At 63.2% G+C, this 26,980-nt stretch carries 26 protein-coding genes; 16 read left to right on the top strand and 10 right to left on the bottom strand.

What is annotated here, in order from left to right; translation table 11 throughout:
- Nucleotide 1: 1 nt before the first annotated feature.
- Genes DT070_RS14920 through DT070_RS14900 form a run of 5 tightly spaced genes read right to left on the bottom strand, consistent with a single transcriptional unit; the run spans nt 2 to nt 5,807 of the window.
- A complete protein-coding gene (locus DT070_RS14920) occupies nt 2-1,063 on the bottom strand; it encodes an iron ABC transporter permease (protein ID WP_122956113.1) in 1,062 nt (353 codons plus the stop codon).
- Nucleotides 1,060-1,989: a hemin ABC transporter substrate-binding protein gene (locus tag DT070_RS14915; protein WP_122956112.1), complete on the bottom strand. Its 930-nt coding sequence runs from the start codon at nt 1,987-1,989 to the stop codon at nt 1,060-1,062. The genes DT070_RS14920 and DT070_RS14915 overlap by 4 nt, the downstream gene beginning before the upstream one ends.
- 8 nt (nt 1,990-1,997) lie before the next feature.
- Nucleotides 1,998-3,092: a hemin-degrading factor gene (locus DT070_RS14910; RefSeq protein WP_164483814.1), complete on the bottom strand. Its 1,095-nt coding sequence runs from the start codon at nt 3,090-3,092 to the stop codon at nt 1,998-2,000.
- A 47-nt stretch (nt 3,093-3,139) separates the two neighbouring features.
- A complete protein-coding gene (locus DT070_RS14905) occupies nt 3,140-3,502 on the bottom strand; it encodes a hypothetical protein (RefSeq protein ID WP_122956110.1) in 363 nt (120 codons plus the stop codon).
- A 52-nt stretch (nt 3,503-3,554) separates the two neighbouring features.
- Nucleotides 3,555-5,807 (bottom strand): TonB-dependent hemoglobin/transferrin/lactoferrin family receptor, encoded by a 2,253-nt coding sequence (locus tag DT070_RS14900; protein WP_122956109.1) that lies wholly within the window; start codon nt 5,805-5,807, stop codon nt 3,555-3,557.
- 356 nt (nt 5,808-6,163) lie between these two features.
- Between DT070_RS14900 and ahpC the strand changes: the two genes are divergently transcribed.
- The 14 genes from ahpC (at nt 6,164) to DT070_RS14830 (ending at nt 20,583) form a co-directional block, all read left to right on the top strand.
- Nucleotides 6,164-6,727 (top strand): alkyl hydroperoxide reductase subunit C, encoded by a 564-nt coding sequence (gene ahpC, locus DT070_RS14895; protein WP_007874200.1) that lies wholly within the window; start codon nt 6,164-6,166, stop codon nt 6,725-6,727.
- Nucleotides 6,728-6,838: 111 nt separating this feature from the next.
- Nucleotides 6,839-8,410, top strand: a complete 1,572-nt coding sequence (ahpF, locus tag DT070_RS14890; RefSeq protein ID WP_122956108.1) for an alkyl hydroperoxide reductase subunit F — start codon at nt 6,839-6,841, stop codon at nt 8,408-8,410.
- A 307-nt stretch (nt 8,411-8,717) separates the two neighbouring features.
- Entirely contained in the window at nt 8,718-10,832 is a 2,115-nt protein-coding gene (locus DT070_RS14885; RefSeq protein ID WP_194965911.1) for a TonB-dependent siderophore receptor, read from the top strand.
- Between the two features lie 48 nt (nt 10,833-10,880).
- A complete protein-coding gene (locus DT070_RS14880) occupies nt 10,881-12,068 on the top strand; it encodes a PepSY domain-containing protein (protein WP_122957423.1) in 1,188 nt (395 codons plus the stop codon).
- A complete protein-coding gene (locus DT070_RS14875) occupies nt 12,065-12,265 on the top strand; it encodes a hypothetical protein (protein ID WP_122956107.1) in 201 nt (66 codons plus the stop codon). Before DT070_RS14880 ends, DT070_RS14875 begins: the two co-directional genes overlap by 4 nt.
- Before the next feature lie 377 nt (nt 12,266-12,642).
- Nucleotides 12,643-13,416, top strand: coding sequence for a ferredoxin--NADP reductase (locus DT070_RS14870; RefSeq protein WP_122956106.1), 774 nt, complete (start codon nt 12,643-12,645; stop codon nt 13,414-13,416).
- A 159-nt stretch (nt 13,417-13,575) separates the two neighbouring features.
- Nucleotides 13,576-14,052 carry a bacterioferritin gene (gene bfr / locus DT070_RS14865; RefSeq protein WP_122956105.1) on the top strand — a complete coding sequence of 159 codons (477 nt, stop codon included), beginning with the start codon at nt 13,576-13,578 and terminating at the stop codon, nt 14,050-14,052.
- 439 nt (nt 14,053-14,491) lie between these two features.
- Nucleotides 14,492-16,795, top strand: a complete 2,304-nt coding sequence (locus DT070_RS14860) for a TonB-dependent siderophore receptor (RefSeq protein ID WP_153976357.1) — start codon at nt 14,492-14,494, stop codon at nt 16,793-16,795.
- Between the two features lie 81 nt (nt 16,796-16,876).
- Nucleotides 16,877-17,584, top strand: coding sequence for a Fe2+-dependent dioxygenase (locus DT070_RS14855; protein ID WP_122956103.1), 708 nt, complete (start codon nt 16,877-16,879; stop codon nt 17,582-17,584).
- Between the two features lie 319 nt (nt 17,585-17,903).
- Nucleotides 17,904-18,149: a bacterioferritin-associated ferredoxin gene (locus tag DT070_RS14850; protein ID WP_122956102.1), complete on the top strand. Its 246-nt coding sequence runs from the start codon at nt 17,904-17,906 to the stop codon at nt 18,147-18,149.
- A gap of 151 nt (nt 18,150-18,300) precedes the next feature.
- Entirely contained in the window at nt 18,301-18,990 is a 690-nt protein-coding gene (locus tag DT070_RS14845) for an energy transducer TonB (protein ID WP_122956101.1), read from the top strand.
- A 32-nt stretch (nt 18,991-19,022) separates the two neighbouring features.
- Nucleotides 19,023-19,736 carry a MotA/TolQ/ExbB proton channel family protein gene (locus DT070_RS14840; protein WP_122956100.1) on the top strand — a complete coding sequence of 238 codons (714 nt, stop codon included), beginning with the start codon at nt 19,023-19,025 and terminating at the stop codon, nt 19,734-19,736.
- Nucleotides 19,737-19,807: 71 nt separating this feature from the next.
- Nucleotides 19,808-20,218 carry a biopolymer transporter ExbD gene (locus DT070_RS14835; protein WP_092126439.1) on the top strand — a complete coding sequence of 137 codons (411 nt, stop codon included), beginning with the start codon at nt 19,808-19,810 and terminating at the stop codon, nt 20,216-20,218.
- Between the two features lie 140 nt (nt 20,219-20,358).
- Nucleotides 20,359-20,583, top strand: coding sequence for a hemin uptake protein HemP (locus tag DT070_RS14830; protein WP_122956099.1), 225 nt, complete (start codon nt 20,359-20,361; stop codon nt 20,581-20,583).
- Between the two features lie 191 nt (nt 20,584-20,774).
- Here DT070_RS14830 and DT070_RS14825 read toward each other — a convergent pair whose 3' ends face one another.
- A complete protein-coding gene (locus DT070_RS14825; RefSeq protein WP_122956098.1) occupies nt 20,775-21,182 on the bottom strand; it encodes a heme-binding protein in 408 nt (135 codons plus the stop codon).
- A 194-nt stretch (nt 21,183-21,376) separates the two neighbouring features.
- On the opposite strand from DT070_RS14825, the gene DT070_RS14820 reads away from it, so the two are divergent.
- Nucleotides 21,377-22,066 carry a Bax inhibitor-1/YccA family protein gene (locus tag DT070_RS14820; RefSeq protein WP_122957422.1) on the top strand — a complete coding sequence of 230 codons (690 nt, stop codon included), beginning with the start codon at nt 21,377-21,379 and terminating at the stop codon, nt 22,064-22,066.
- A 66-nt stretch (nt 22,067-22,132) separates the two neighbouring features.
- On the opposite strand, the gene rlmD is transcribed toward DT070_RS14820, so the two are convergent.
- On the bottom strand, nt 22,133-23,593 hold the full coding sequence (gene rlmD / locus DT070_RS14815) for a 23S rRNA (uracil(1939)-C(5))-methyltransferase RlmD (protein ID WP_122956097.1): 1,461 nt from the start codon (nt 23,591-23,593) through the stop codon (nt 22,133-22,135).
- 73 nt (nt 23,594-23,666) lie between these two features.
- On the opposite strand from rlmD, the gene DT070_RS14810 reads away from it, so the two are divergent.
- Nucleotides 23,667-24,086, top strand: coding sequence for a VOC family protein (locus DT070_RS14810; protein ID WP_122956096.1), 420 nt, complete (start codon nt 23,667-23,669; stop codon nt 24,084-24,086).
- Between the two features lie 71 nt (nt 24,087-24,157).
- Here DT070_RS14810 and DT070_RS14805 read toward each other — a convergent pair whose 3' ends face one another.
- The 3 genes from DT070_RS14805 to surE form a co-directional block, all read right to left on the bottom strand.
- Nucleotides 24,158-25,012 (bottom strand): peptidoglycan DD-metalloendopeptidase family protein, encoded by an 855-nt coding sequence (locus tag DT070_RS14805; RefSeq protein ID WP_122956095.1) that lies wholly within the window; start codon nt 25,010-25,012, stop codon nt 24,158-24,160.
- A gap of 204 nt (nt 25,013-25,216) precedes the next feature.
- Nucleotides 25,217-26,101 (bottom strand): protein-L-isoaspartate(D-aspartate) O-methyltransferase, encoded by an 885-nt coding sequence (locus tag DT070_RS14800; protein WP_228778488.1) that lies wholly within the window; start codon nt 26,099-26,101, stop codon nt 25,217-25,219.
- Between the two features lie 11 nt (nt 26,102-26,112).
- On the bottom strand, nt 26,113-26,898 hold the full coding sequence (gene surE / locus DT070_RS14795; protein ID WP_122956093.1) for a 5'/3'-nucleotidase SurE: 786 nt from the start codon (nt 26,896-26,898) through the stop codon (nt 26,113-26,115).
- Nucleotides 26,899-26,980 lie beyond the last annotated feature (82 nt).

The following is a 26,980-nucleotide window of genomic DNA, read 5'->3' as shown; positions in this document are numbered from 1 at the left end:
CTCACAGCCTGCTGCGGAAATGCCGCAGCAGCAGTAAAAAGAAAGGCACGCCGACAAAAGCCGTCAGCACACCCAGCGGCAACTCGGCCGGCTTGACCATGGTGCGCGCCACGCTGTCGGCGGCCAGCACCAGGGCGGCGCCCAGCAGGGCCGAGCCCGGCAGCACGATGCGGTGGTCCGGCCCGGCCACCAGGCGCACGCAGTGCGGCGCCACCAGGCCGATAAAACCGATGATGCCGGTGGTGGCCGTGACAGCCCCCACCGCCAGCGCGGTCAGCAGCACGGCAAAACGCTTGACGCGTTCGACCGGCACGCCCAGCAGCGCCGCCTGCGTCTCACCCAACGCAATGGCGTTGAGCGGACGGGCCAGCGTCAAGCCCGCAGCGCACGCCACCGTCACGATTGAAAACACCAGGGCCACCGCACTCCAGCGCGCGCCGCCCAGGCTGCCCAGCAGCCAGAACTGGATGTTGCGCAGTTGCTCGTCGGTGGCCAAAAAGGTGAGGTAGCCCAAGCCAGCGCCGGCCAGGGCGTTGATGGCCACACCGGCCAGCAGCATGATGCCGACGCGCGTGGCGCCGTCCTGTTGCGACAAGGCATACACCAGCACGGTCACCAGCAGGCTGCCGACAAAGGCGGTGGACACCAGCGTCCAGCTGCCCAGCGTGCGCGGCATCTCGGGGAACCACATGCTGCCCAGCACGATGGTCATGCCGGCAGCCAGCGCTGCGCCGCTGCTGACGCCGATCAGGCCGGGGTCGGCCAGCGGGTTGCGAAACAGGCCCTGCATCAGCGCGCCCGACATGCCCAGCGCCGCGCCAGCGGCCACGCCCAGCAGCAGCCGCGGCAGGCGGATGTTCATGAAGACCAGGTGTTCGGGCGACGGCTGGGTGCTGCCGGCGAGCATGTCGAGCAGCACATTCCATAACTGAAAAGGGCTGATTGCGTAAGCTCCACGTGCACTACCCGCTATAAAACTGATAGCAAGCAGCACCAGGCCCGCGCCCAGCACCAGCGAAGCCGGCCAGCGCCGGTGGTCGCCGTGCGATGCGGCAGCGCTCATGCCAGCGCTTTCAAGCTCGCCTGGTGCAAGTCAGCCACCGCCTGCGGCAAGCGGGGTCCAAAGCCGATCAGGTAGAGCGCATCCAGCGCCACCAGCGCGCGGCGCTTGTAGGCGGGCGTGAGCTCCAGGCCCGGGCGTTGCCAGAATTTCCCGATCCCGCCGATGGCTTCAATACCTTGCGTCGTGGTGACGATCACGTCGGGTGCGGCGGTCACCACCGCTTCAGGCGTCATCGCGCGGTAGCCGGCAAAGTTGCTGGCGCTGCCGGGGGTGATGAGGGCGTTGTCCAGGCCCGCAAAACCGAACATCGCGTGCGCGGCCGTCTTCTCGCCCGCCACTTGTGGTGAGCCCGAATGCGACAGGATAAAAACAGCGCGGGGCTTTTTGCCGCCCTTGCGGGCCACGGTGGCAAGCACCTCGGCCCACTGCGCATCCAGTTTGGCCTGCAGCGCCGCGGCTTGCGCGACGCGCGCCGTTGCGCGGCCCACGGCGGCAACCTTGCGCTGCACTTCGCTCCAGGTGTGGTCGGCTTCGACCAGTTCGACCTTGACGCCGGCGGTGCGGATCTGGTCGATCACCACGTGCGGGCCGGCTTCGGTCGTTCCGATCACCGCGTCGGGCTTGAGCGAGAGCAGGCCTTCGGCCGACAGCTGGCGCATGTAGCCGACCTTGGGCGTTTGCAATGCCGCAGCCGGAAAGAGGCTGGTGGTGTCGCTGCCGACGAGCTGTTTTTCAGCGCCCAGCGCGTAGACGATTTCCGTTGTGGCACCACTCACCGACACGATGCGCGGCATTTTTGCCGTAGCCGTCTGGGCGTGCACGGCCGTTGCCGAAAGAACGAATGCACCAGGCACGGCGCAGGCTGCCGGAAGCGACAGAAACCTCAGCGCGTCGCGCCGGCGGAGTTGAAATGAAGAACTTTTCATAGGGCCGCTCATGCAGCTTTCTGGAGGCGGGGCAAACGCGCCACAAGGTCGCGCCAAGGCTGCAGCTCGGGCGTACCGGGTTTGCGTGCACCGAAGAACATCGCCATCAGCTCGCCCGCGCCGTCGAACACCTCGACCGAGGTGACCACGCCGTCGGAGGTGGGCTTCTCGACCACCCAGGCGCTCTTGATCATGTCTTCGCGCAGGTGCAGGTTAAAGCCTGCGTCGAGCACGTTGATCCATTGCGCGGTCGGCGTGACCATGGGCTCGATGCGCTTGACGGGGCCGGTGTGGATCTGGATGCAGCCCAGGCTGCCGACAAACACCATGATGGACGTGCCGTCGATGGAGGCTTCGTCGAGCAGCTTGCGCACGACGGTCAGGTCGGCCTTCTGCGTGAAGCGGCCTTCGACCAGGCGGAAGGCCTGCTGGCGCTCGGCGCCGGCCTTGCCGATCAGGCCGAAAAATTCGTGCGTGTCTTTCATTTCGCTCCAGCCCTTGGCCAGTGCGGCGGCGTCGATTTCGGAATCGGGCTTGGGCGCGTCTTTGGCTACGGCAGGCGTGAAGGTGTAAGCCTTGCCCGCGTCGGTGAACTGGTTGGCGACATCCCGGAAGGCTTCGCGGTCGGTCTCGGGCCGCGCGAATATCTTGTGCACCGCGACGCCGTGTGCATCAAAAAATTGCAGGCTTTCCGAAGCCGGGTTTTTCGGGTCGTTGGCCGGCTCGAAGACGTAAAAGCCGGCATGCCAGCGGCTGAAGAAAATGCGCAGGTCGATCTCTTCGCCGAGCGCCAGGCCCATGTGGCCCTGGGCGCTGATGTTGCGGTAGACGCCGGTTTTCTCGTGCACGGTGGATTCATTGCGCGTCAGCGCCATGACCGGGCCGCACAGCTCCAGCGCCTGCAGGATTTCGACCCAGGGGCCTTTGAGCGGCGTGGCCTTGAGGGCGTGCTCGTGCGCGCCGGCGTGGGCCGCGATGGCCTGGCCTTCGGTGATGCCGAGGCTTTCGGCGGCGTCTTTGGCGCGCTTGCCGCTGCTGCGCGCGGCGGCAAAGCTGTCACGCAGTGCGGCGGGGTTACCGTGATGAAAGGGAGTGCTGGCCATTGCCTGGTTTGCGGCATCCAGCCGCGTCTGGGTTGGAAGGACTGCGCTCATTGAAGGGTCTCCGGGGTTGTGTGCCAAAGCACGCGGTGGGGGTCAAAATGGTCTGCAGACGGGAGTGCCTGCTGTGGCTGTTCAGGGTCTTGCTTCAGCAGCCGCACCCACAGGGAATGCAGGTTGGCGGCAATGGCCTTGAAATTGGGTGATGCGTCGGGGTGGGCCGACAGCATCGAGAGGTGGGTAATGACCTTCCTGGCCATCGCCGCCCGCTGCCCTTCGCAGCAGGCCTGGGCGTGGCCGGTCATCAGGGCCAGTGTCCCGGCCAGCAGCGCCGCGGGGGGCATGTGGGGCATGTCGGCCGCATCACTATCGCTGCCGGTGTCGCTGCTGGTGGGGTCGGGAAACTGGCTCATGGGCTTTCCTTTTTTTGTAAAACGTTCAGGAAGAAATCAGGAAGTCGGGAAATCAGAAATCCGCGACCAGCGAGACGTTGAAGTAACGGCCGGGCTGGCTGTAGGCATCGCGGAAGGAAGAGTTGGCCGCCACACCGCGGACGTCCGACCAGTTCCAGTACTTCTTGTTCGTCAGGTTGATGAGGCCGGCATTGATACGCAAGGTTTTGCTGATGCGCCACTGGCCGGTCAAATCCAGCGTGGTGGCGGACGGCACGGCGAACTGCGGCGTGGCCACAGGCACTGCGGGCGGCGCGGCGGCAATCGTCTGCGCGCTGATGTCGTCGAACTTCTTGGCGGAGTGGTGGCTCGCGTCCAGGCGGACATCCCAGGACGCCGTCTCGTACTTCAGGCCGACGCTGAGCTTGGACGGGTCGATGGTGTCCAGCGGCTTGCCGGTGTTCTTCACGGTGCCGCGGGTGTAGCCGTACGAGAACGGCGTGCTGAGCTGACCGTCGACGACCTTGCCCCATTTCATGTCGCCCTTGATCTCAAAACCGCTGATGGTCGCGTTGTCGATGTTGATCGACTGGATCACGGCGGGGTTGCCCGGGTTGCCGAAAGCGCCGCTCACGATGGCACCGTCCTGGATCAGGTCCTTGAAGCGGCCGTAGAACACTGCCGTGTCAAAGCTCAGCTGGTCCAGCCGCGCACGCACACCGAACTCGACGTTGCGGCTCTTTTCAGGCTTGAGGTTGGGGTTGGGAACGGTACGGTAGCCGCCGGTGGGGTTCTGGAAGAAGCCGTTGACCTGGCCGGCATTGGGTGCGCGAAAGCCGCTGGCGTAATTGCCGAACAGGCTCCACTGCGGCGTGGCGCGGTAAACGACGCCGACCTTGGGCGACACAGCCGAGCCCGACAGCGACACGGCGGGCACGGGGAAGCCGGCCTGCGCCGCGTCGATCTTGAAGCTGTCGGCGCGCACGCCCGGCGTCACGCTCCAGTCGCCGAGGATGAATTCGTCCTGCACGTAGACCGCCGTGGCGGTTTCTTTCGTGTCGGGGAAGCGCTTGAGCGGGAAGGTTTCGCCGGCAGGCGGCACCAGGCCGGTCTGCAGGTTTTCAATGTCTGCACGGGTGTAGTCCAGGCCGTAGGTAATCTTCTGCGCCGAGTTGCCGCCCATGCGGATGGTCTTGTCGGCCTGGACGCTGGCCTGCAGCGTGCGCTCGCTGTAGGTGGTGTCGCGCGTGCGCACCTGCGGCAGCGCGGTGCGGCGCTCATAGGTGAAGTCGTTGGACTTCGCGTCCTGGTAGCTGAGCACGGTCTGGATGTTGTCGGTCAGCAGCGTGTCGACCTTGTACTTCGCATCCCAGGTCAGGCGATCGCGGTCCATCTTGCCGGACGAATAAGAGTCCTGCACCGTGGCCGAGCGTGCCGTCAGCAGGTTGTAGTCGCTCTTCTTGTTGACATGCTCGAAGGTGATGACGTGTTTTTGCGAGGCCGTCGGGTTCAGCACGACCTTGGCCAGCAGGGAGTTGGCCTTGTCGGTTTGCGGGTTGGGCGCCGTGCGGGTAAAGCCGGTGCCGCTGTTGTCGCCGCGGTTTTCCAGTTCATTGCCGCGGCTGGTGGCCACGCTGAGTTGCCAGGCCAGCATCTCGTTGACGCGGCCTGCAACCGTGCCGCTGACGGCGGTTTCGTTGTTGTCGCCGCTGTAGCCGATGGAGGCACGCCCGCCCAGCGTCTTGCCATCTTTGAGGTAATCGTCCGGCTCGTTGGTGATGAAGTTGACCAGGCCGGCAATGCCGTCGGAGCCGTACAGCGCGGAGGCCGGGCCCTTGACGATTTCAATGCGCTTGATGAGGTCGATGGACACGCTGTCGCGGCCGAAGGAGTTGGGGCTGAAGGCATAGCTGCGCGGAATGCGGATGCCGTCCACCATCATCAGCACGCGGTTGCCGTCAAGGCCGCGGATGTTGAAACCGGCATTGCCTTCGCGGCCGGTGTCGCCTTGCGCCAGGCCGAAACGCGCGGGCGCGCGGCGCACCGACACGTTGGGAATGTTTTTGGCCGCATCACGGATGTCGCGGATCTGCCCCTGCTCGATGTCGGCGGCATTGAGCACGTCAATGGTTTGCGGGATGTCTTCCACGGATTGCTCGTTGCGCGAGCCGCTGACGACGACTTCTTTCAGCAAGGCGACCTGCACCGGGGCGGAGGCAACGGGAGCGGTTTGTGCATGTGCGGCAAAGCCGCAGCTGCAGACCAGCGCTGCAACCAGGGAGATTTCGCGCAGGGCGAAGCGGGGGAATTGATTGGTAGAGATCACGTAACAAGCCCAAAAAAGATGGTTTGGAGGGGCTTGCTACCGCAACTGCCGCAGACCTGGCGGCTAATGTTGCTTGTGGCTGGCTTGGGGAAGATCGAAGTATATGCGAATTGTTCTCATTCGCAACATTTGGATGCAAAATTCCTGCAGGAAATTTGCCCCGCTTGTGCGTCTTCCCCTCTGTAGCGGTCATCGTCCGGTCACGGCAGCCGGTAAGGATGAAGGGCCGGATACGGAGCGTTACGCCTATTCAATGAATAGTAAATAACTATCGAACAATACAGATTAAAAGAGTTATACTATCAATTCGCCGGCAAGTTTCAGCCTTTTTTAATCACCTATAGGAATTCAAATAGATGTCCCTGATCAACACGCAAGTCCAGCCTTTCAAAACCCAGGCTTTCCTCAATGGCAAGTTCATCGACGTTTCCGACGAATCGCTGAAGGGCAAATGGTCCGTCCTGATCTTCATGCCGGCCGCATTCACCTTCAACTGCCCTACCGAAGTTGAAGATGCTGCCGACAACTACGCAGAATTCCAGAAGGCTGGTGCAGAGGTCTACATCGTCACCACCGACACGCATTTCTCGCACAAGGTCTGGCACGAAACCTCGCCCGCAGTCGGCAAGGCCAAGTTCCCGCTGGTGGGCGACCCAACCCACACGCTGACCAAGGCGTTTGACGTGTTCATCCCCGAAGAAGGCCTGGCACTGCGCGGCACCTTCGTGATCAACCCCGAAGGCGTGATCAAGACGGCTGAAGTGCACTCCAATGAGATCGCACGCGACGTCAAGGAAACCCTGCGCAAGCTGAAGGCTGCCCAGTACACCGCCGCCCACCCCGGCCAGGTCTGCCCTGCCAAGTGGAACGAAGGCGCCAAGACGATTGCGCCGTCGATCGACCTGGTTGGCAAGATCTAAGAACAGGCATTAACCGCCCTGTTGCCTTCCTGACGGAGGCCCGGGCCCCGGCACACGTGTGTGCCGTCCCGGGCTTTTTTGTTCCCCATTGAAATTGAAAGTGAGTTCCCCATGCTCGACGACGCCACCAAAGCCCAACTGAAAAGCTATCTCGAACGCGCCACGCAGCCGATTGAAATCGTCGCTTCGCTTGACGGCAGCGAGGCTTCGGGTGAAGTTCTGTCGCTGCTGAAAGACGTGGCCGAGTCCTCGCCGCTGGTCAAGCTGACCGAGAGCCGCGACGACCCGCATCGCAAGCCCTCTTTCTCGATCAACCGCCCCGGTGAGAACCACGGCCCGCGTTTTGCCGGCCTGCCCATGGGCCATGAATTCACCTCGCTGATCCTTGCGTTGCTGCAGATCGGCGGCTACCCGCCCAAAGTCGAGCAACCCGTGCTGGAGCAGATCCGCGCGCTCGATGGCGACTTCGACTTCGAGGTGTATGTCTCGCTGACCTGCCACAACTGCCCCGATGTCGTCCAGGCGCTGAACCTGATGGCGGTGCAGAACCCGCGCATCAAGACCACGATGATCGAAGGCGGCACCTTCCAGGACGAAGTGAAGGAGCGGGAGATCATGGGCGTGCCCACCGTCTTCCTGAACGGCACCATGTTCGGCAACGGCCGCATGAGCCTGGAAGAAATCCTGGCCAAGATCGACACCAGCGGCGTCGAGCGCGAAGCCAAGATCATCGACAAAAAAGACCCCTTCGACGTGCTGATCGTCGGCGGCGGCCCTGCCGGCGCGGCAGCGGCCGTGTATGCCGCGCGCAAGGGCATTCGCACCGGCGTGGCGTCCGAGCGCTTCGGCGGCCAGGTGCTGGACACCCTGGGCATCGAGAACTTCATCTCCATCAAGGAAACCGAAGGCCCCAAGTTTGCCCACGCACTGGAAGAGCACGTGCGCAACTACGACGTGGACATCATGAACCTGCAGCGAGCCAAGGCGCTGGTGCCGAACAGCGGGCCGGACAAAAACCTGATTGAAGTGCAGCTTGAAAGCGGCGCCTCGCTCAAGAGCAAGTCCATCGTGATCTCGACCGGCGCGCGCTGGCGCAACATCAACGTGCCCGGCGAGCATGAGTTCAAGAACAAAGGCGTGGCCTACTGCCCGCACTGCGACGGCCCGCTCTTCAAGGGCAAACGCGTGGCGGTGATCGGCGGCGGCAACTCCGGCGTTGAAGCGGCAATTGACCTGGCCGGCATCGTCGGCCATGTGACGCTGATCGAATATGACACCGCGCTGCGTGCCGACGCCGTGCTGCAGCGCAAGCTGAACAGCCTGGAAAACGTGACGGTGTTCACCAACGCGCAGACCACCGAAATCACCGGCGACCAGAAGGTCAACGGCCTGGTCTACAAGGACCGCGCCAGCGGTGAGCTTAAGACGGTTGAGCTGGAAGGCGTGTTCATCCAGATCGGCCTGGTGCCCAACACCGATTGGCTAAAGGGCGTGGTGGAGCTGTCCAAACACGGCGAGATCATCGTCGACGCCAAAGGCCAGACCTCGGTGCCGGGCGTGTTTGCTGCCGGCGACGCAACGACCGTGCCCTTCAAGCAGATCATCATCGCGGCCGGTGAAGGCGCGAAGGCGGCGCTCAGCGCGTTTGACTACCTGATCCGCAGCCCGATCGCCGCGCAGTGATGTGATGCGCTCAATGGCGGCCCTCAACGGGCGGGGCCGTTGAGCGCTCTTTCTGCGCGCCTTGCCCGCGACCCGAGCGGCGTTCCGGGTGACATTCACGTACAACTCAGATGAGAATAACTCTCATCTAATGGTATAGTTCACAACGCCCTCTTTCGCTAGCCGAACATCCCAGCAGCAGCCTCGCTGCCAGGCGTAGCAAGCCAACAACCCGCTCACAAGCCCCTTCGATCTTCGCCCCACACCGTGGCGTTCGGGTGCCTGTGCGCACGCCAGTTTCCTGGCGTCCTCCCCAGGAGTTTTGACCTTGCCCACCTTGCACCTGCCGCGCGCCACGCGCCGCCTGGCCCCGTTCACCGCCCTTTCCCTGGTTGCCGCACTTCAAGGCGCGTATGCGCAGACCGCAGCTCCAGCCCCTCACGCCGAGACCACCCTGCGCGAAGTGCAGGTGCGCTCCGACGCGGAAACCGCGACCGGCCCGGTGACAGGTTATCGCGCCAAACGGGCCGCCACGGCCACCAAGACCGACACGCCGCTGTCTGAAACACCGCAGGCTGTGACCGTGATCACCAGCCAGCAGATCACCGACCAGGGTGCCACCAACCTGCAGGACGCGATGGGCTATGCCGCCGGTGTGCGCTCAGACGCTTACGGGCTGGACTCGCGGACCGACTCGGTGCGTGTGCGCGGCGCCAACCCCGACAACTACCTCGACGGCCTGCGCGAAGCCTACGGCTACTACACCAGCCGCACGCGTGCCGACCCCTACACGCTGGAGCGCCTCGAAGTGCTGCGCGGCCCTTCGGGCATGCTGTTCGGCGCTGGTACGGCCGCGGGCGTGGTCAACATGGTCAGCAAAAGGCCGCAGGCCGATACCCAGCGCGAAGTGGGCGTGCAATACGGCAGCTACGGCCGCAGGCAGGTCCAGGCCGACCTGACCGGCCCGCTCACGGAAGACGGCGAGTGGCTGTACCGGCTGGTCGCGCTCAAGCGCAACTCGGACACGCAGGTCGATTACGTGCCCGACGACCGCAGCCTGATCGCGCCTTCGCTGACCTGGCGGCCCAGTGCCGCCACCTCGTTCACCCTGCAGGCGCTGTGGCAGAAGGACAAAAGCGGCTCGACCTCGCAGTTCTTCCCCTGGGAAGGCACTCTGCTGCCCAACCCCAACGGCCGCCTGCCGACGAGCCGCTTCATCGGCGAACCGGGCGACTACTACAACTCCGAGCGCAAGAGCTTCGGCTGGCTGCTGGAACACAAGTTCAACGACACCTGGACGGTGCGCCAGAACTTTCGCACCTCCAGCAACGAGAACGACAACCGCTACCACTACGGCGACTTCTTCAGCAGCCCCGGCAGCTGGGGCGCCGACCCGGTGGCCAAACGGCGGCTGGGCCGCATCAACGACAGCTCGCTCACACGCAACCGCATCACCGCGCTGGACAACCACGCCGAGGGCCATTTCACGACCGGCGCGCTCAAACACACGGTGCTGGTGGGCGCCGTCTTTGCGCGCCACCGCGAAAACGTCTGGTCCGGCGCGACCGTCAGCACCATCAACGCCTACGCACCGGTCTACGGCAACCTGCTGGTGCCCGACCGTACCGCCTTGCCGGGCACGCGGCAGCGCCAGACAGGCCTGTACCTGCAGGACCAGATGAAGTTGCACAACTGGATCGTGACGGCGGGCCTGCGCCACGACAAGGCCGTGTCCAGCGCCGACGGCAGCCCCGAGGAGGAAAGCTCGGCCACCACCAAACGCCTGGGCGTGCTGTATGCCTTTGCCTCGGGCTGGTCGCCCTACCTGAGCTACAGCGAATCGTTCACGCCGCAGGCCGCCATCAAGGGCCAGCTGTTCAAGCCGCTGCGCGGCGAGCAGTGGGAGCTGGGCCTGAAGTACGAGCCGGCCGGCCATGCGCTGGCCTACAGTGCGGCCCTGTACGACCTGCGCGAGAAAAACCAGATCTCCTCGCCGCTGCCCAACGTCTACGCCCAGGTCGGCGCCACGCGCACCAAGGGGCTTGAGCTCGAAGTCAAAGGCCCGCTTACGCCCAACCTGGAACTGGTGGCGCACTACAACTACACCGACCTGGACAAGCAGCTCGAAGGCCTGCCCAAACACCAGGCCAGCGCCTGGGCCAAGTACCGGTTTTCCATCGCGGGCATGAACGGGTTTTCAGCCGGTGCGGGTGTGCGCTGGATGGGCTCCTTCAAGGACCAGCAAGGCGGCGGCAACGGCCCGGAAATCCCCGCCACAGCGCTGCTGGATTTGATGTTCGCGTACGACACGGCGAACTGGCGCTACGCCGTCAACATCAACAACGCGACCGACAAAACCTACTTCAGCACGTGCCTGGCGCGCGGCGACTGCTGGTACGGCGCACGGCGCAACGTGGTGGCCAGCGCCACCTACCGTTTCTAGTCCACTGCAAGGAAACCCACGATGAGCACGAAGACCGCCAAGGCGCCGATGAGCAGCCGCAGCATCAAGACCTGGACCTGGGTGCACAAATGGAGCAGCCTGGTCACTACCGTCTTCATGCTGCTGCTGTGCCTGACCGGCCTGCCGCTGATCTTTCACCACGAAATCGGCCACCTGCTGGGCACCGAAGTCGAGGCGCCCGATTTACCCAAAGCCACACCGCGCGCCAGCCTGGACAAGGTCATGGAAGTGGCGCAGGCGCTGCACCCAGGCAAAGTGCCGATGTTCGCATCGCACGAGATCGACGACGACCGTTTCTGGTACGTCACGCTGGGCGACACGCCGATGTCCCAGGAGAACAACAAGACCGTCGCCGTCGACGCGCGCACGGCCGCCGTGCTGGCCCAGCCGAAGTTCGACGAGGGCTTTATGTATGTGATGTTCAAGCTGCACGTCGACCTGTTTGCCGGGCTGGCGGGCAAACTTTTCCTGGGTTTCATGGGCCTTTTGCTGCTGGTGGCGATTGTTTCGGGCGTGGTGCTGTACGCGCCCTTTATGCGCAAGCTCGACTTCGGCGAGGTGCGGCAAAACCGCCCGCGCGCCAAATGGCTGGACCTGCACAACCTGCTGGGCATCGTGACGCTGGTGTGGGCCTTTACCGTGGGCGCCACCGGCATGATCAACACCTGGGCCGACCTGATCATCAAATACTGGCAGTACGACCAGCTCAGCGCGCTGCTGGCGCCCTACCAGGGGCAAAAGCCGCCCGCGCAGCTGGCCTCGGTGCAGCAGGCGGCGTCATCGGCAAAAGCGCTGGCGCCCGAGATGAAGATGGCGTTCATCGCCTTCCCGGGAACGGCGTTTTCGAGCCCGCACCACTACACCGTCTTCCTGCGCGGCAACGAGCCCTTCAACTCGCGCCTGCTCAAACCTGTGCTGGTGGATGCCGGCACCAACGCGCTCACCGCCAGCCCGCCGCTGCCCTGGTACCTCACGGCGCTGCTGGTGTCGCAGCCGCTGCATTTCGGCGACTACGGCGGCATGCCCATGCAAATCCTCTGGGCGCTGCTGGACATCGCAACCATCATCGTGCTGGGCAGCGGGCTTTACCTGTGGGTGGGTCGGCGTAACCCCGCTAAATCGGCCAAGGCCGCCCAAACGAAGGCGGCAGTGGAGCCGGAAACAGCACCCGCGCTGCCTGCTGCGGGCCACAAGGCGACTGGCGGTGCCGCATGAAAACATACATGTTCTGGCACCTGTGGCGCTGGCCCATCGTGCTGGGCGTGCTCAGCGCGACTGGCCTTCTGAGCGCGCTGGTGTCTGACGGCGGCTGGGGTGACTGGTGGTCATGGCTGGCGTTGGGCTTGCCTGTGGCCGTCATGGCCTGGTTTGCCTGGGCGCCAGGCAAGCGGCAGGTTCGCCGCAAATCCTAGCTTGCGGCCCTGGTGCGCCTGTATGGCCGCAAACGATGTCGAAGGCATGCAACGTCATTCGGCATATACCAATCCAATCTAAGGCCACACGGGACTACTTTGAGTTTTGAGCAAAATCGGTCCCTAGCCCTTATTGATACTTGGCTTGTAGCTATTAATTTAATAGCATAACCCCTGGACAAGCACAAAAAAACGATACACCGGCGACCTTGATGCCCGCATGGCGGCCATAGGCGCCACCCACAACCGGCCCACCGGCGCTATAAAATCCATGGCTGCTCACGCACGATCTGAAGGGATGCGCGGCGAGCCACTTGCTCCGGCATACGCAGAACCGTTTCTCGTCCTTCCTTCTTTCTTTTCATCCTCTTCTTCTCATGAGCGCCTTCAACACCGAACGCATTATTTCCGTCCACCACTGGACCGACACGCTGTTTAGCTTCACCGCCACGCGCGACTCGGGCTTTCGCTTTGTCAACGGCCAGTTCACCATGATCGGCCTGCCCGTGGACGGCAAACCGCTGATGCGCGCCTACAGCGTGGCCAGCGCCAACCACGAAGACCAGCTCGAGTTCTTCAGCATCAAGGTGCCCGACGGCCCGCTCACGTCGCGCCTGCAGCACCTGAAGCCCGGCGACGACATTCTGGTGGGCCGCAAGCCCACCGGCACGCTGCTGCTGCAAAACCTGCTGCCCGGCAAAACGCTGTGGCTGCTGGCTACCGGCACCGGCCTGGCGCCCTTCCTCTCGCTGATCAAGGACCCGGACACCTATGAGCGCTTTGAGCGCGTCGTGCTGGTGCACGGCTGCCGCACCAGCGCAGAGCTGGCCTACCGCGGACTGATCGAACACGAGCTGCACGAGCACGAGTTTCTGGGCGAGCTGGTGCGCGGCCGCCTGATGTACTACCCCACCGTGACGCGTGAGCGCTTTCGCAACGAAGGCCGCATCACCGAGCTCATGCAGTCGGGCAAGATCTACACCGACCTGGGCCTGCCGAAGATTTCTACCGAGAACGATCGCATCATGCTGTGCGGCAGCCCCGACATGCTGCGCGACATCAAGGCCATGCTCGAAGCCCAGGGCTTTGACGAAGGCAACATGCAGCACGCCGGCCACTTTGTGGTTGAACGCGCATTCGCCGAGCGCTGATCCTCAACATACAAGCTGCGTCTGGAGGCGGGCCGTTTGCAATACGAACGGTTATCACAATCAAACGCAGACAGACCGCGCCAGCAGGGTAATGCTTGAGTTGCGGCCCTCGCCCAGTGACAATGGGCGATCCGCAATACAAACAAACAAGGAATTCACATGAAAGGCGACGCACAAGTCATCGTTCACCTGCAGGCGCAGCTCAAGAACGAACTGACAGCCATCAACCAGTACTTCCTGCACTACCGCATGTACAAGCACTGGGGCCTGGACAAGCTGGCCAAGAAGGAATACGAAGAATCCATCGGCGAGATGAAACACGCCGACAAATTGATGGACCGCATCTTCATGCTTGACGGCCTGCCCAACCTGCAGGATCTGGGCAAACTCATGATCGGTGAAGACGTGGTCGAGGCCCTGAACTGCGACCTCAAAGCCGAAACCGGCGCGCAAGCGACCATCAAGGACGGCATTGCCCACTGCGAAAGCGTGCGCGACTATGTCTCGCGCGACCTGCTGCAGGAAATCCTGGACGACACCGAAGAGCACATCGACTTCCTGGAAACCCAGATCGATCTGGTCGGCAAGGTCGGCATCCAGAATTACCTGCAAAGCCAGATGGGTGAGTTCAGCTAAGGCGCTTTGCCGAAAGCGGGTGAATCAAAAGCCGCCGGGCGCAGTCGCCGTACCGGCTGGCACATCCAACACGGGGCCTCTGGGCCCCGTTGTCGTTTCTGCGGCCCCATTCATGGATTTGGTTTGCCGCCCTGCGCCTGCCAGGCTGCAACGGCCTGATCGTTTTGACATACCTTGCCGCGCCAGGCGGTGAAGCGGTCTTGGCCAGATTCTGAACACTTCAGTTTTTGCTTTTTCGCCACAAACCCCTGTTTTTAAAGGAATTTCTTCATCATTCCGAAACAAGATATTACGAATCATTATCATTTGATATAAACTTCTTTGCGGAAAACTACATGCCAGCCAACCCGCGTTCCCCAGGGAATTCGCCGGGCCAGCCAAGCAACTTTTGAAACCCGGCCCCGCCTGCGCTCAGGTTGGGCCCCGCTTGGAGGCCACCTTGGCACACCCTTCCGCTCGCGCTGCACGTCTGGCGCGCAATAAAAAAACGCGCCTCTCCGGCGCCGCTTCTTTCTCCGCCCTCACCAACCCCGCGGCCACCCCTGCCGCATCGTCCGACAAAGCCCTGCTCCCGCTGGGCGCGCTGATGCTGGCAGTGTCGGTGTCCGGCTGGGCGCAAAGCGTTACGCCCGCGCCCACTGCGGGGACGCCGGCCGCCGCCACACAAACCGAGGGCAAGAGCCTGTCGACTGTCACCGTCACTGGCGCCCGCGACCGCGAAAACCAGACCTACCAAAGCGGCGTCACCAGCGTCGGCAAGATGCCGGTGCCGGCCAAGGACATCCCGCAGTCACTGACAGTGGTGAATGAAAAGCTCATTCACGACCAGGGCAAGGACAGCTTCAAGAGCGCGCTCGAAAACGTCATCGGCATCACCTTTGAGGCCGGCGAAGGCGGCCGCGTCGGCGACAACATCCGCCTGCGCGGCTTCAGCGCAGCCGGCGACATGTATTCCGACGGCATGCGCGACATCGCCCAATACAACCGCGACCTCTTCAACGTCGAGCGCGTGGAAGTGCTGCGCGGCGCGGCGTCCATGCTGTTCGGCCGCGGCTCCACCGGCGGCGTGATCAACCAGGTCAGCAAACAACCCCGCCTGATCACCGAGCACGAGGTGAACGCCACCGTCGGCACCAAGGGCTACCAGCGCTACCAGGGCGACTTCAACTTCAAGCTGGGCGACGACGCGGCCTTCCGCATCAACGCCATGGCCACGGACGGCGACGGCCGCGGCGAAAACGCCAGCGCGTCCACCCACCGCCGCGGCCTGGCGCTGGACTACCGCTTCGGCATCGGCACCGCCAATGAATTCGAAATCAGCTACTACCACCTGCATTACAACGACAAGCCCGACTGGGGCTTTGGCTGGTTCAACAGCCGGCCCGCGCCGTTGACCGAAAAGTACTGGTATGGCCTGAACACGGACTTCCAGAACGACAAGGCGGACGCCCTCACCCTGAGCCATACCCACCGCTGGACCGACGGCAGCAGCCTGAAGACCACGGTGCGCGACGGCTACTACTCGCGCACGCTGCGTGCCACGCAGGCCAGCTTTGTCGCCGGCACCACCCTGGCCAACCTGAACGCCAACACCGGTGTCAGCCGCGGCAACACCAGCGCGGGCAATGCCAAGGCCGGTAACGAGCACCACACCTTCCTGCAGACCGACTACCTCACCACCACGCAATGGTTCGGGCGCAAGAACAGCCTGCTCATCGGCGCCGAGTACGCGGTCGAGAATTCCGACCGCCTGAGCTACCCGCTCCTGACAGGCGCGAAACCGGGCACCACCGTGGGCAACCCGATCAGCACCGGCATCGGCGGTAACTTCACGCAGCGCCTGGAAACGTCGTTCAAGGCGACCACGCTGGGCCTGTACATGCAGGACACGATTGACCTCACGCCTTACTGGAAACTGGTCGCCGGCCTGCGCGTCGACAACTTCAAGGCCGACTACGACCGCCCCACGGGCGTGCCGCCCAACAACGGAAGGCTTTCCAGGTCCGACAGCTTGCTGAGCAAACGCCTTGGCATCATGTACCAGCCGACCGACGAGGTCAGCTACTACGCGGCCTACGGCACGTCGTTCAACACTTCAGGCGACCTGTACCAGTTCGACCCGAACTCGGCCAACACGGCGCCTGAGAGCAGCCGCAACATGGAGATCGGCGCCAAATGGGAGCTCTACGGCGGCGACCTGTCGCTGCGCGCGGCCCTTGCCCGCACCGAGAAGTACAACGAGCGCAACACCGACATCGACACCAACACCAATTCCTATCTGCTGTCCGGCAAACGCCATACCGACGCGCTGGAATTCGAGGTCGCCGGCCGTCTGACGCCGCAGTGGGATGTGTTTGCCGGTATCGGCTTCCTGAAAGCCCGGATCGACAAGTCGGGCTCCAACGCAGCCGGCCAGGCTGAAGTCGGGCAGAACCCCGGCCTGAGCCCAAGCCGCCAGGCTACCTTGTTTACCACCTACCGCATCGGCGACAAGTGGCGCATCGGCGGCGGCTTCACCGCCGTCAGCACCAACAAGCCGGCCAACAGCGTTACCTCCACCAACCGCGCGCCCGGCTACGTGAAAGCCGATGCATTGCTGGAATACCGCATCAGCGAAGGCAATACCGTCAAGCTCAACATCGACAACCTGTTTGACAAGGTCTACTACAACACGCTGTACCGCGGCTTTGTGGCGCCTGGCGATGCGCGCAGCGTGCGCGTGACGCTCACCAGCAAGTTCTGATTTAACAAAGTGAGTTCTTGGGCACCTGGGGGATACTCCGGGTGCCCTTTTTTGTTTCAGTCGTTTTCGGGAAGCCCCACCATGCTGCTTCGCATTCATCAAGCCCTTCAGCCGGACGAACTCGCGCAGGTGCGCAAGCTGATCCTGGCCGCCGACTGGGCCGACGGCCGCATCACCGCCGGCAGCCAGAGCGGCGCCGTCAAGAACAACCTGCAGCTGCCTGAAGAGCTGCCCGCCGCCCAGCAGGCGCGCCACATCGTGTCGGTCGCGCTGGCCCGCAACCCGATGTTCGTCACCGGCGCGCTGCCCAAGTCGGTCTATCCGCCGCTCTTTAACCGCTACGGCGGGGGCGCCAACAACTTCGGCAACCACATCGACAACGCCGTGCGCACGCACGCCGCCACCGCGCGCCACGTGCGCACCGACATCTCCTGCACCCTGTTCCTCAGCGACCCGGCCAGCTACGACGGCGGCGAACTGGTGGTGCAGGACACCTACGGCGAGCAGCGCATCAAGTTCGAGGCGGGCGACCTCGTGATGTACCCGGGCACCTCGGTGCACCGCGTGGAGCCCGTCACCCGCGGCGAACGCCTGGCCTCGTTTTTCTGGATCGAAAGCATGGTCCGCTCCGATGCCCAGCGCCGGCTTTTGTACGAAATGGACATGGCGATCACCTCGCTGCGCCAGAAAGACCTTGAGCGCGCCGCCCAGGGCGCAGCCGAAAGCCCGGAAGTCGTCCGGCTCACGGGTTGTTATCACAACCTGCTTCGCATGTGGGCTGAGGTTTAAGGCCATCCACCCGGCCCAAACCAGTCGCTGAAAGGGTCTTTGGCGGCTGGCCGGGGCCCCCAAACCGCGAAACCGGCTGTTTCCGGCGGTTTGCCTCCAGGCCCGGGCGCTACTAATTTGATAGCTAATAGTCCAATACCAGCAATGGCTAGCGGGTGTTTTGATAATAAAACTTCCGCGCAAACGGAAAATGCGGACGCTTGCACGCCCCGTCGCTGTCCTTTCTGCGGCAAATAAACTGGATACTCGATTGCAAATGCGACAGATTCGCATTTATAATTGCTTCACCGATTGAATCCATCAACAGCCAAGCCAATCCATGATCGTTTGCGTCTGCCGCCGAATCTCTGACCGCGAAATTGCCCGCCATGCGCGTGCAGGCCTCGGCTTTGACGAGATCCAGTTCGAACTCGGCGTAGCCACCCAGTGCGGCCAATGCGAAGGCTGCGCCCGCGATGTGGTCGCGCAGTGCAGCACCAGCTGCCCGACCGCCAATATCAAGCTCGCCACCCACACTTTGGAAGGCAGCCCATGGAACATCTCGCAACACTCTCCACAGCCCTGATAGCCGCGCTTCCGGTTAGCCTGCTTCTGGTAACAGGCTGCACCTGTTGGATCTTTCGCCGCCAATCCTGATCCAATTCTCAATCCCTAATTTTTGGTCCCGCCTGCGAGCAGCACGCGGCGATTCACCCATTCACCCCACCCATCCCCCGATGCCCGCCACCGCCTTCTCCAGCGCCCCGCGCCCTCCCGCGCCGCGCCAGCCCTTGAGCCGCAATGCCGTGATCGCACTGGTGGTTGTGGGCCTGCACGTCGCGTTTATCTGGGCCCTGCAAAGCGGCCTGCTGATGCGCGCCGCTGAAGTCATTGTTCCCGCGGAAATACTCACGCAGTTCGTCGATCCGCCAGCCCCCAAAGTCGAGCCCGTTCCCCCGACACCGCCGACACCTCCGGTGGTGCAGAAAAAGGCCGTCGCCAAAGCGCCCGTGCAACCCGCACCCCAGCCCCTGGCCATCACGGATCCAACGCCGTCGCCCAATGCGCCGACCGGCGTCGTCACGCCGCCGTTGCCGCCGGCACCCGTGGCTGTGGCCCCCGTCGCACCGCCTTCACCGCCCGCCGTGCAGTTGCCCTCCAGCGACGCCGACTACCTGCAAAACCCCAAGCCGCCCTACCCGCCCATCAGCAAGCGCCTGGGTGAACAAGGCAAAGTGATCGTACGCGTGTTGATCGGCGCCGACGGTCTGCCGCAGAAATCCGAAATCCGCCAGTCCAGCGGTTTTGACCGGCTCGACCAGGCGGCCGTCACCACCGTGATGCGCTGGCGTTATGTGCCCGGCAAACGCGGCGGTGTGCCCGAAGCCATGTGGTTCAACGTGCCCATCAATTTCGTTCTTGAATAAGTTTTTTCTGATAACTGTGGAGTATTGAAGTCATGAATTCCCAATTCGGCCTTGCCAACGTCTGGAGCCAGGGCGATATCGTCACCAAATCGGTGGCTGTGCTCTTGCTGGTCATGTCACTGGCCTCCTGGATGGTCATCATCATCAAGACGCTTGACCTCATCAAGTACAAGAAGATCGCCCGCGTCTCCGAAGACTTCTGGCACAGCGAAGACTTCGCCGCAGGCCTGACCAAGCTGGGCGCCGACCCCACCAACCCGTTCCGCCAGCTCGCCCTGGAAGGCCGTGAAGCCACCCTGCACCACCGCAACACCAAGGCGCACCTGCATGACGCGCTGGACGTGAGCGACTGGGTCACGCGCACGCTGCGCAACACCATCGACGAATTCACCGGCAAGCTGCAGTCCGGCCTGGCCATCCTGGCCTCGGTCGGCTCCACCGCCCCCTTTGTAGGCCTCTTCGGCACCGTGTGGGGCATCTACCATGCGCTGCTGTCCATCGGCGCAGCCGGCCAGGCGACCATCGACAAGGTGGCCGGCCCGATCGGCGAGTCGCTGATCATGACGGCGCTGGGCCTGGCGGTTGCCATCCCCGCGGTGCTGGGCTACAACGCGCTGGTGCGCGGCAACAAGGGCGTGCTGCAAAAACTCAGCCGCTTTGCACACGACCTGCACGCCTACTTCGTCACCGGCGCCCGCGTGAGCGCCGGCGGCCAGGCCAATGTTGTGCCCATGAAGAAGGCCTGAACGCCAGCCCATCCATCCCGCTCCGCCCGCCCGAAAGCTGCGGGGCCTCTATTCAGTGACCGAGAAGCACCATGGCCTTTGGAACCCAAGACGACAGCGACGAGGTGATGAACGAGATCAACATGACGCCCATGGTGGACATCATGCTGGTGCTGCTCATCATCTTCATCATCACGGTCCCCGTGATGAAGCATTCCGTCAATATCGACCTGCCGCGCGCCTCCAATGAAGCGCAGAACATCAAGCCGGAAACCATCCGCCTGAGCGTGGATGCCGAGGGCAGCTACTTCCTGAACGAAGCGAAGATTTCCGACGAAGCGCTGGTCACCCAGCTGAAGGCGTCGGCGGCGCAAAACCCCCAGCCCGACCTGCACATCCGCGGCGACAAATCGGTGCGTTACGAGCGCGTGGCGCAGGCGATGGCAGCCGCGCAGCAGGCCGGCCTGCGCAAGATCGGCTTTATCACCGAGCCGAAGAACTAAGCCAGGCGATCCCGGCCTGCCGGCAACACGCTACGCAGGCTTTTTTTGACATTTAAAAAGCACCGCAGCCAAAATTCGCTTGACTTTTAAATGAGAATGGTTATCATTAACCCAACGAAACCCAAACAGGTTTAATCATCATGTCCATCGCCATGCCTTCCCCCGCTTCCCATACTTTGAGCCTTCCTGCCCGCGCTCCCGCGTACACAGAGACCGTCTCAAGCGGCCAGGCATCGGTCGGCACTGCCGGCTGCGTGAACAGCGCCGAAATCCTGCGCGGGCAAAAGGCCGTGGAAATCAACCACAACGGGTCGACCTACCGCCTGCAGGCCACGCGCCTGGGCAAGTTGATCCTGACCAAGTAAGCAGACACCCGTTTTAACAGTTTCATCGTGGGGCGATCCGGGGCTACCAAGCTCCCAAGGTCGTTTTTAGCCAGCCACAGATCTCTCGAGGTTGTTTAGCCAGGCTTTTTTTCCGATGACTGTACGCCCAACAAAAAGCCGACCCCGTGGTCGGCTTTTTTCATGCCCCTTTGCAGGGTCAAGGGTGCGGTTTACAGGCCGATGGCGGCGATGCCGGCGCGGGCAATTTGCGCATCTTCGCTGGACTTCACACCGCTCACGCCCACGGCGCCGATGCACTGGCCATCCTTGATGATGGGAACGCCGCCTTCGAGCATGCCGTGGATGTAGGGCGCCGACAGGAAGGATGTGCGCCCGCCGTTGATGACATCTTCATAAACCTTGCTCTCGCGGCGGCCCATGGCGGCCGTGTTGGCCTTGGCGGGCCCGATATGGGAGGAAATGGGCGGCGCGCCGTCCAGGCGCTGCAGGTGCAGCAGGTGGCCGCCGTCGTCGACGATGGCGATGGTGACGGCCCAGTTGTTCTTGAGGGCTTCTGCTTCCGCTGCGGCGGCGATGATTTTGACGTCGGCGGATTCAAGCACTGCTTTGGATTTCATGATCTTCGGGATTCCCAGAGGTTTTATTGGCAAAGATACCGAGCATACGCAAATTTGACGCCCGTCCTCAGCAGCATTGCGGGCAAATTAGCTTATAGAACCCTTACAAAAAGTAGGGAGTGAAGGCTGGAAAAACGGCATTGCACCCTAAAATAATCTTGCCTGCATTTGCTGGCGCCCTGGAGATGACCCTCATGACTGACAATGTTCAAACCCTCGACTACGGCGTAGCCTCAACGGTCGAGCAACGCAACAAGGTCCTGCGCAATACCTATTGGCTGCTGGCCCTGAGCCTGCTGCCTACCGTGCTCGGCGCCTGGCTGGGCGTGGCCACCGGCATCACCCGCTCGCTCAGCGGCGGACTGGGCCTGATCGTTTTCCTCGGCGGCGCTTTCGGTTTTATCTTCGCCATTGAGAAGACCAAGAATTCAGCTGCGGGCGTGCCTGTGCTGCTGGGTTTCACCTTCTTCATGGGCCTGATGCTCTCGCGCATGATTGCCATGGTGCTCGGCTTCAGCAACGGCGCCTCGCTCGTCATGACCGCCTTTGCCGGCACGGCCGGCGTGATGTTCGTGATGGCCAGCCTGGCCACCGTCATCAAGCGCGACCTGAGCGGCATGAGCAAATGGCTCTTTGCCGGCGCGCTGGTCATCATGGTGGCGGCCGTCATCAACGTGTTTGTCGGCTCGACCATGATGATGGCAGTGATCAGCACGCTGGCCATCGCGATTTTCAGCGCCTACCTGCTGTATGACCTGAAACAGGTGATCGACGGCGGCGAGACCAACTACATCAGCGCCACGCTGGCCATCTACCTCGACCTGTTCAATATCTTCCAGAGCCTGTTGGCCCTGCTGGGGATCTTCGGCGGCGAACGCGACTAAAAGCGCGCTGCCACCTACAAAAAAAGGAGCCTGCGGGCTCCTTTTTTATTGCCGCCTGCAGTTCAGTCAGACCCGCTCAAAAACCGCAATCGACTCCACGTGCGCGGTGTGCGGGAACATGTTCACCACGCCGGCGGCCGTGCAACGCCAGGCACCGCTGTCCACCAGCACGCCGGCATCCCGCGCCAGGGTGGCGGGGTTGCAGCTCACGTAAACAATGCGTTTGGGCGGCGTCCAGCCGTCCAGCGCCAGGCTCTGCTGGTTTTCGCCGTCGTCGCACGGAACACCGCTGGCGAGTTGCTGATGCAAGGCCGCCAGGGATTTGAATAACTCAAACGCACCCTCGCGTGGGGGATCGACCAGCCATTTGTCGGCCGAGCCATCTTTCACCAGCATGGCGGGCGTCATTTCAAACAGGTTGCGCGCTACAAATTTAGTAGCAGCAAGTGCATGACGCGTATGGGCTGCAGCCTTGTTTCGTTCAAAATTCTCACGTGAACGCGTCACCAGGACTTCGCTGCCTTCAATGCCCAGCACCTCGCGGGCACGCGTGGCCAGCGGCAGCGTGAAATTGCCCAGGCCGCAAAACCAGTCGATCACCCGTTCATCGGGCTGCACCGCCAGCAGACGCAGCGCACGCGACACCAGCACCTGGTTGATGTGCGGGTTCACCTGGGTGAAATCGGTCGGCTTGAAGGGCATGGTGATGCCGAACTCGGGCAAGCCGTAGTTCAATTCCTGCACGGCGTCATCGAGCAGCTTCACGGTCTCCAGCCCGCCCGGCTGCAGCCACCACTGAAGGCCGGGGTTCGCCGCAGCAAACGTGCGCAACCGAGCCAGGTCGCCCTCGCTGAGCGGCTCCATGTGGCGCAACACCATCGCCGTTACCTCATCGCCGCAGGCCAGCTCGATCTGTGGAATGGTTTCCTTGGCGTCCATGCCGGCGATCAGCGCGCGCAATGGAAGCAGCATGTCGCTGACATGCCGGGGCAACACATGGCATTCGCTCATGTCGGCCACATAAGCGCTTTTGCGCTCGTGAAACCCGACCAGCACCGCGCCCTTCTTGCGCACATAACGCACCGACAGGCGCGCGCGGTAACGGTAGCCCCACGCGGGCCCCTCGATGGGCCGCAGCAGGTTGTCCGCCTTGAGCTTGCCGATGTGCTGGAGGTTGTCTTCAAGGACGCGCTGCTTCACGGCCACCTGTGCACTCGCATGCAGGTGCTGCATCTTGCAGCCGCCGCAAGCGCCGGTGTGCATGCCGAAATGCGGGCAGGCCGGGCGCACGCGCTGGGGCGATTCGCTGTGGATCGCCATCACCACGGCTTTTTCAAAGCTGCTCTTCTTGCGGTACACATTGGCCGTCACCCGCTCAAACGGCAGCGCGCCTTCAATAAACACCACCTTGCCGTCGGCCCTGTGGGCGATGCCCTGCGCTTCGATGTCAAGCGACTCGACCTCAAGTACATCCGGCGGGTAGTCTGCAGCCGTGGGGGGCTGCTTGTTCTGGCTTTCTTCTGTCATCAACCGATTGTCTCAGGCTGCGGTACCATTTTTGGAACACCCGGGAATCTGTTTACGAACCAAAGGAATGCGCATGGAAGTTCGCATCTGCATCGACGTTGACGACATGGCGCGCGCTGTCGCGTTCTACACCGAGGGACTCGGTCTCCAGGTGGGCCGCCGCTTCAAAAGCGACTTTGTGGAGATCCTCGGCGCCGGCAGCCCGATTGACCTGCTCTTTAACGCACCGGGCACCCGGCCTGTCACCAGCGGCGCCGGCAGCGAGGCCGTGCGCCACTACGGCCGCCACTGGACGCCGGTTCACCTTGATTTTGTGGTGGAAGACATTGAAGCTGCCGTCGCGCGGCTCCAGCAATACGGCGCCGTGCTGGAAATGCCGGTCGCCGAGCGCGTCTGGGGGCGCATTGCAGGCCTGGCCGACCCGTTTGGCCACGGGCTGGACCTGCTCGAGTTCAAGGGCCGCGGCTACGACGAGATTTTGCAGCCCCACTGAGGGGGAGCCCGCCAACAAAAAAGCCCGGACCTGAGCCGGGCTTTTTTGCGTGCGTTGTAGGCGCGAGTCGCTTACCTGGCGGGCAGGTATTTGGCCGGGTCGACCGGTTTGCCCTGGCGGCGGATCTCGAAATGCAGCTTCACGCGGTCCGCGTCACTGTTGCCCATTTCGGCAATCTTCTGGCCCTTCTTGACGCTCTGGTCTTCCTTGACGAGCAAGGTCTGGTTGTGCGCGTAGGCGGTGAGGAAGGTGTTGTTGTGCTTGAGGATGATCAGGTTGCCGTAGCCGCGCAAGCCGGCGCCGGCATACACCACACGGCCATCGGCAGAGGCGATCACGGCGTCACCGGGCTTGCCGGCGATGTCCAGGCCTTTGTTCTTGGCCTCGTCAAAACCCGCGACCATGGTGCCCTGGGCCGGCCAGATCCAGGCGATGTCTTCGTCGCCCGTGGCCGCCGGTGCCGGCGCAGGGCTGGCAGCTGCAGCAGCAGGCGCCGAGGCCGGCTTGGCCGCGCTGGCAGCCTGGGCCGGCGTGGACGATGCCGCGGCGGAGCCGGGGGACACAGGGCGGGTCACCACAGCGCTTTCGCTGGCAGGCGGCACCACGCGCAGGACCTGGCCCACTTCGATGATGTTGGGGTTCTCCAGGTTGTTCCAGCGCACGATGTCGCGCCAGTTCTGGCCATTTTCCAGGCCGATGCGGATCATGGTGTCGCCGGGCTTGACGGTGTAGTAGCCGGGCTTGCCGGCGTTCTCAAAGCCCGGCAGCTGCTTGACGTTGCCCGGATCAACAGCGCCCGGCACAGGGCGCGACAGGCCGGTGCCGCGGTCTTCGACCGGGGCATGGGTAGGCGAGCGCGATGCGCAGCCTGCCGCGACCAGCAGCACCGCCGCGAGCGCAGCCGGCAAGGCGATCCTGCCGAGCATGGAGCGGGCGCCGTGCAGGCCGCCCGGGCTTGTGCTTATGCTGGAGATTGAGCCTGTGGCAACCAGGGCTGATTGCCTGTTTGACCGTACGGTTTGATTCATTGGTTCTTTCGTCTTCAATCTTGACTGACAGCTGTGACAGGTGCCGATGGTTTGTAACCGGCCGCAGCGCCAGGGGGCGCCGGCGGGGTACTGATGTACCGATCAGCTTGTTCCTGATTTTAAAGGCACAAAGTGAACCGCCTCGAGCAAGGTTTGCCTGACGCCCTGGGGGGTTTTGTCGACCACCACCAGCGCCTGGGCGCCGCCGGCGGTTTGCATGGGCGCCACCAGGCGGCCTCCAACGGCCAGTTGCTCGATCCAGGCGGGCGGAATGGCCTCGCCGCCGGCCGCGGCAATGATGGCCGCATAGGGAGCGCCTTTGGCGTAGCCCATCATGCCATCACCGAACAGCAGGTGCACATTGGGCAGCCGTAGTGTCCGCAGGTTCTCCCTGGCTTTGTCGTGAAGGCCGCGCAAGCGCTCGATGCTGTAGACCTCGCTTGCCAGGTGGCTGAGCACGGCGGCCTGGTAGCCGCAACCGGTGCCGATCTCCAGCACCCGACCGAGCTTGCCGGGCACGCCATGGCGCAGCAGCTCGAGCATGCGGGCCACCACATTGGGCTTTGAAATCGTCTGGCCCAGCCCAATCGGCAGGCTGGTGTCTTCATAGGCCTGGTTCACCAGCGCGGTATCGACAAAGCGGTGGCGCTCCACCGCGCCCATGGCGGCCAGCACCTGCGCATCGCTGACACCTTGCGCGGCCAGCCTGGCCACCATGCGCGCGCGCACCGCATGCGAGTCAAGCCCGATACCGCCGGGACGCACGGCGGGAACGGGTGCAGCGGAAGCAGCGCGGGATACGGCAGGCACGGGATTTTTCAAGCCATTTTGGCCTGTAGCCCTTGCAGTATCTAGACCTTTCGCTACCAATTTTGTAGCAGATGGAACGCCGGCGTCAGGCTTGAGGCGCACCGGAAATGCCGGGCGCGTGGCCGCAGCCGGCGCCTTGGCGGAAGGGTTGAAAGGCGGCTTGAGGCTGGGTTTCATGGGCGAGGCTTTCAGTGCGACTGCGTCAGGCGGGCCGCGGTCTGGGCCCAGTAAGGCAGGCGCTCGTGGTCGGTCAGATCCACCTGCAGCGGTGTGATGGAAATGAACCCCTGGCCGGTCGCATGGAAGTCGGTGCCCTCGCCGGCTTCTTTTGCAGGGCCGGCGCCACCTATCCAGTACATGGTCTCGCCGCGCGGGCTGGTCTGCATGATGACGCGTTCGGCGGCATGGCGGCGCCCCAGCCTGGCCACTTTAACGCCCAGGATCTGCTCGTCCGGCAGGTTGGGAATGTTCACATTGAGCAACCAGGGCGGCACGGTCGGCTCTGCGCCTTCAGCAATGGTCTCCAGCGAAGGGATCAGTTGCTGCACCAGCTCGGCCGCACGCCGGGCGGCGACATCGATGTGCGCCCAGCCCTTTTCGGTTTGCGAAAAGGCAATGGCTGGAATGCCGAACAGGTAGCCCTCCATGGCCGCGCCCACGGTGCCCGAGTAAATCGTGTCGTCGCCCATATTGGCGCCGTTGTTGATACCGGACACCACGAGGTCGGGCCGGTAGCCCAGCAGGCCGGTCAGCGAGATGTGGACGCAGTCAGCGGGCGTGCCGTTGATGTAACGAAAACCGTTGGCCGCGGTCTGCACATACATCGGCGAGTGCAGGGTCAGCGCATTGGATTTGGCGCTGTTGTTTTGTTCGGGCGCCACCACCTCGACATCTGCAATGGTCTTGAGCGCTTCGTAGAGGGCGATGATGCCCGAGGCCTGGTAACCGTCGTCGTTGCAGATGAGAATTTTCATGGGGTGATTTTACGGTCACGGCCGTGACAGCCCGGGCGTATTTCGGCCTTATCAAAGCCGCGGCTTTGCCTATGATGCGGTG

Source organism: Polaromonas sp. SP1 (genome assembly GCF_003711205.1).
Lineage (GTDB): Bacteria > Pseudomonadota > Gammaproteobacteria > Burkholderiales > Burkholderiaceae_C > Polaromonas.
The sequence above is the reverse complement of the archived record's forward strand: the minus strand, read 5'-3'. Positions and strand labels throughout refer to the sequence as shown.

Bases quoted from the DNA above. Each gene is read 5' to 3' on its own strand.
- DT070_RS14820 (WP_122957422.1), top strand. From the start codon at position 21,377: ATGACTGACAATGTTCAAACCCTCGACTACGGCGTAGCCTCAACGGTC.
- DT070_RS14810 (WP_122956096.1), top strand. From the start codon at position 23,667: ATGGAAGTTCGCATCTGCATCGACGTTGACGACATGGCGCGCGCTGTC.
- DT070_RS14905 (WP_122956110.1), bottom strand. From the start codon at position 3,502: ATGAGCCAGTTTCCCGACCCCACCAGCAGCGACACCGGCAGCGATAGT.
- surE (WP_122956093.1), bottom strand. From the start codon at position 26,898: ATGAAAATTCTCATCTGCAACGACGACGGTTACCAGGCCTCGGGCATC.
- DT070_RS14915 (WP_122956112.1), bottom strand. From the start codon at position 1,989: ATGAAAAGTTCTTCATTTCAACTCCGCCGGCGCGACGCGCTGAGGTTT.
- DT070_RS14920 (WP_122956113.1), bottom strand. From the start codon at position 1,063: ATGAGCGCTGCCGCATCGCACGGCGACCACCGGCGCTGGCCGGCTTCG.
- DT070_RS14875 (WP_122956107.1), top strand. From the start codon at position 12,065: ATGAAAACATACATGTTCTGGCACCTGTGGCGCTGGCCCATCGTGCTG.
- DT070_RS14840 (WP_122956100.1), top strand. From the start codon at position 19,023: ATGAATTCCCAATTCGGCCTTGCCAACGTCTGGAGCCAGGGCGATATC.
- rlmD (WP_122956097.1), bottom strand. From the start codon at position 23,593: ATGACAGAAGAAAGCCAGAACAAGCAGCCCCCCACGGCTGCAGACTAC.
- DT070_RS14830 (WP_122956099.1), top strand. From the start codon at position 20,359: ATGTCCATCGCCATGCCTTCCCCCGCTTCCCATACTTTGAGCCTTCCT.
- DT070_RS14870 (WP_122956106.1), top strand. From the start codon at position 12,643: ATGAGCGCCTTCAACACCGAACGCATTATTTCCGTCCACCACTGGACC.
- bfr (WP_122956105.1), top strand. From the start codon at position 13,576: ATGAAAGGCGACGCACAAGTCATCGTTCACCTGCAGGCGCAGCTCAAG.
- DT070_RS14845 (WP_122956101.1), top strand. From the start codon at position 18,301: ATGCCCGCCACCGCCTTCTCCAGCGCCCCGCGCCCTCCCGCGCCGCGC.
- ahpC (WP_007874200.1), top strand. From the start codon at position 6,164: ATGTCCCTGATCAACACGCAAGTCCAGCCTTTCAAAACCCAGGCTTTC.
- DT070_RS14880 (WP_122957423.1), top strand. From the start codon at position 10,881: ATGAGCAGCCGCAGCATCAAGACCTGGACCTGGGTGCACAAATGGAGC.
- DT070_RS14825 (WP_122956098.1), bottom strand. From the start codon at position 21,182: ATGAAATCCAAAGCAGTGCTTGAATCCGCCGACGTCAAAATCATCGCC.
- DT070_RS14850 (WP_122956102.1), top strand. From the start codon at position 17,904: ATGATCGTTTGCGTCTGCCGCCGAATCTCTGACCGCGAAATTGCCCGC.
- DT070_RS14805 (WP_122956095.1), bottom strand. From the start codon at position 25,012: ATGCTCGGCAGGATCGCCTTGCCGGCTGCGCTCGCGGCGGTGCTGCTG.
- ahpF (WP_122956108.1), top strand. From the start codon at position 6,839: ATGCTCGACGACGCCACCAAAGCCCAACTGAAAAGCTATCTCGAACGC.
- DT070_RS14835 (WP_092126439.1), top strand. From the start codon at position 19,808: ATGGCCTTTGGAACCCAAGACGACAGCGACGAGGTGATGAACGAGATC.
- DT070_RS14855 (WP_122956103.1), top strand. From the start codon at position 16,877: ATGCTGCTTCGCATTCATCAAGCCCTTCAGCCGGACGAACTCGCGCAG.
- DT070_RS14910 (WP_164483814.1), bottom strand. From the start codon at position 3,092: ATGGCCAGCACTCCCTTTCATCACGGTAACCCCGCCGCACTGCGTGAC.
- DT070_RS14800 (WP_228778488.1), bottom strand. From the start codon at position 26,101: ATGAAACCCAGCCTCAAGCCGCCTTTCAACCCTTCCGCCAAGGCGCCG.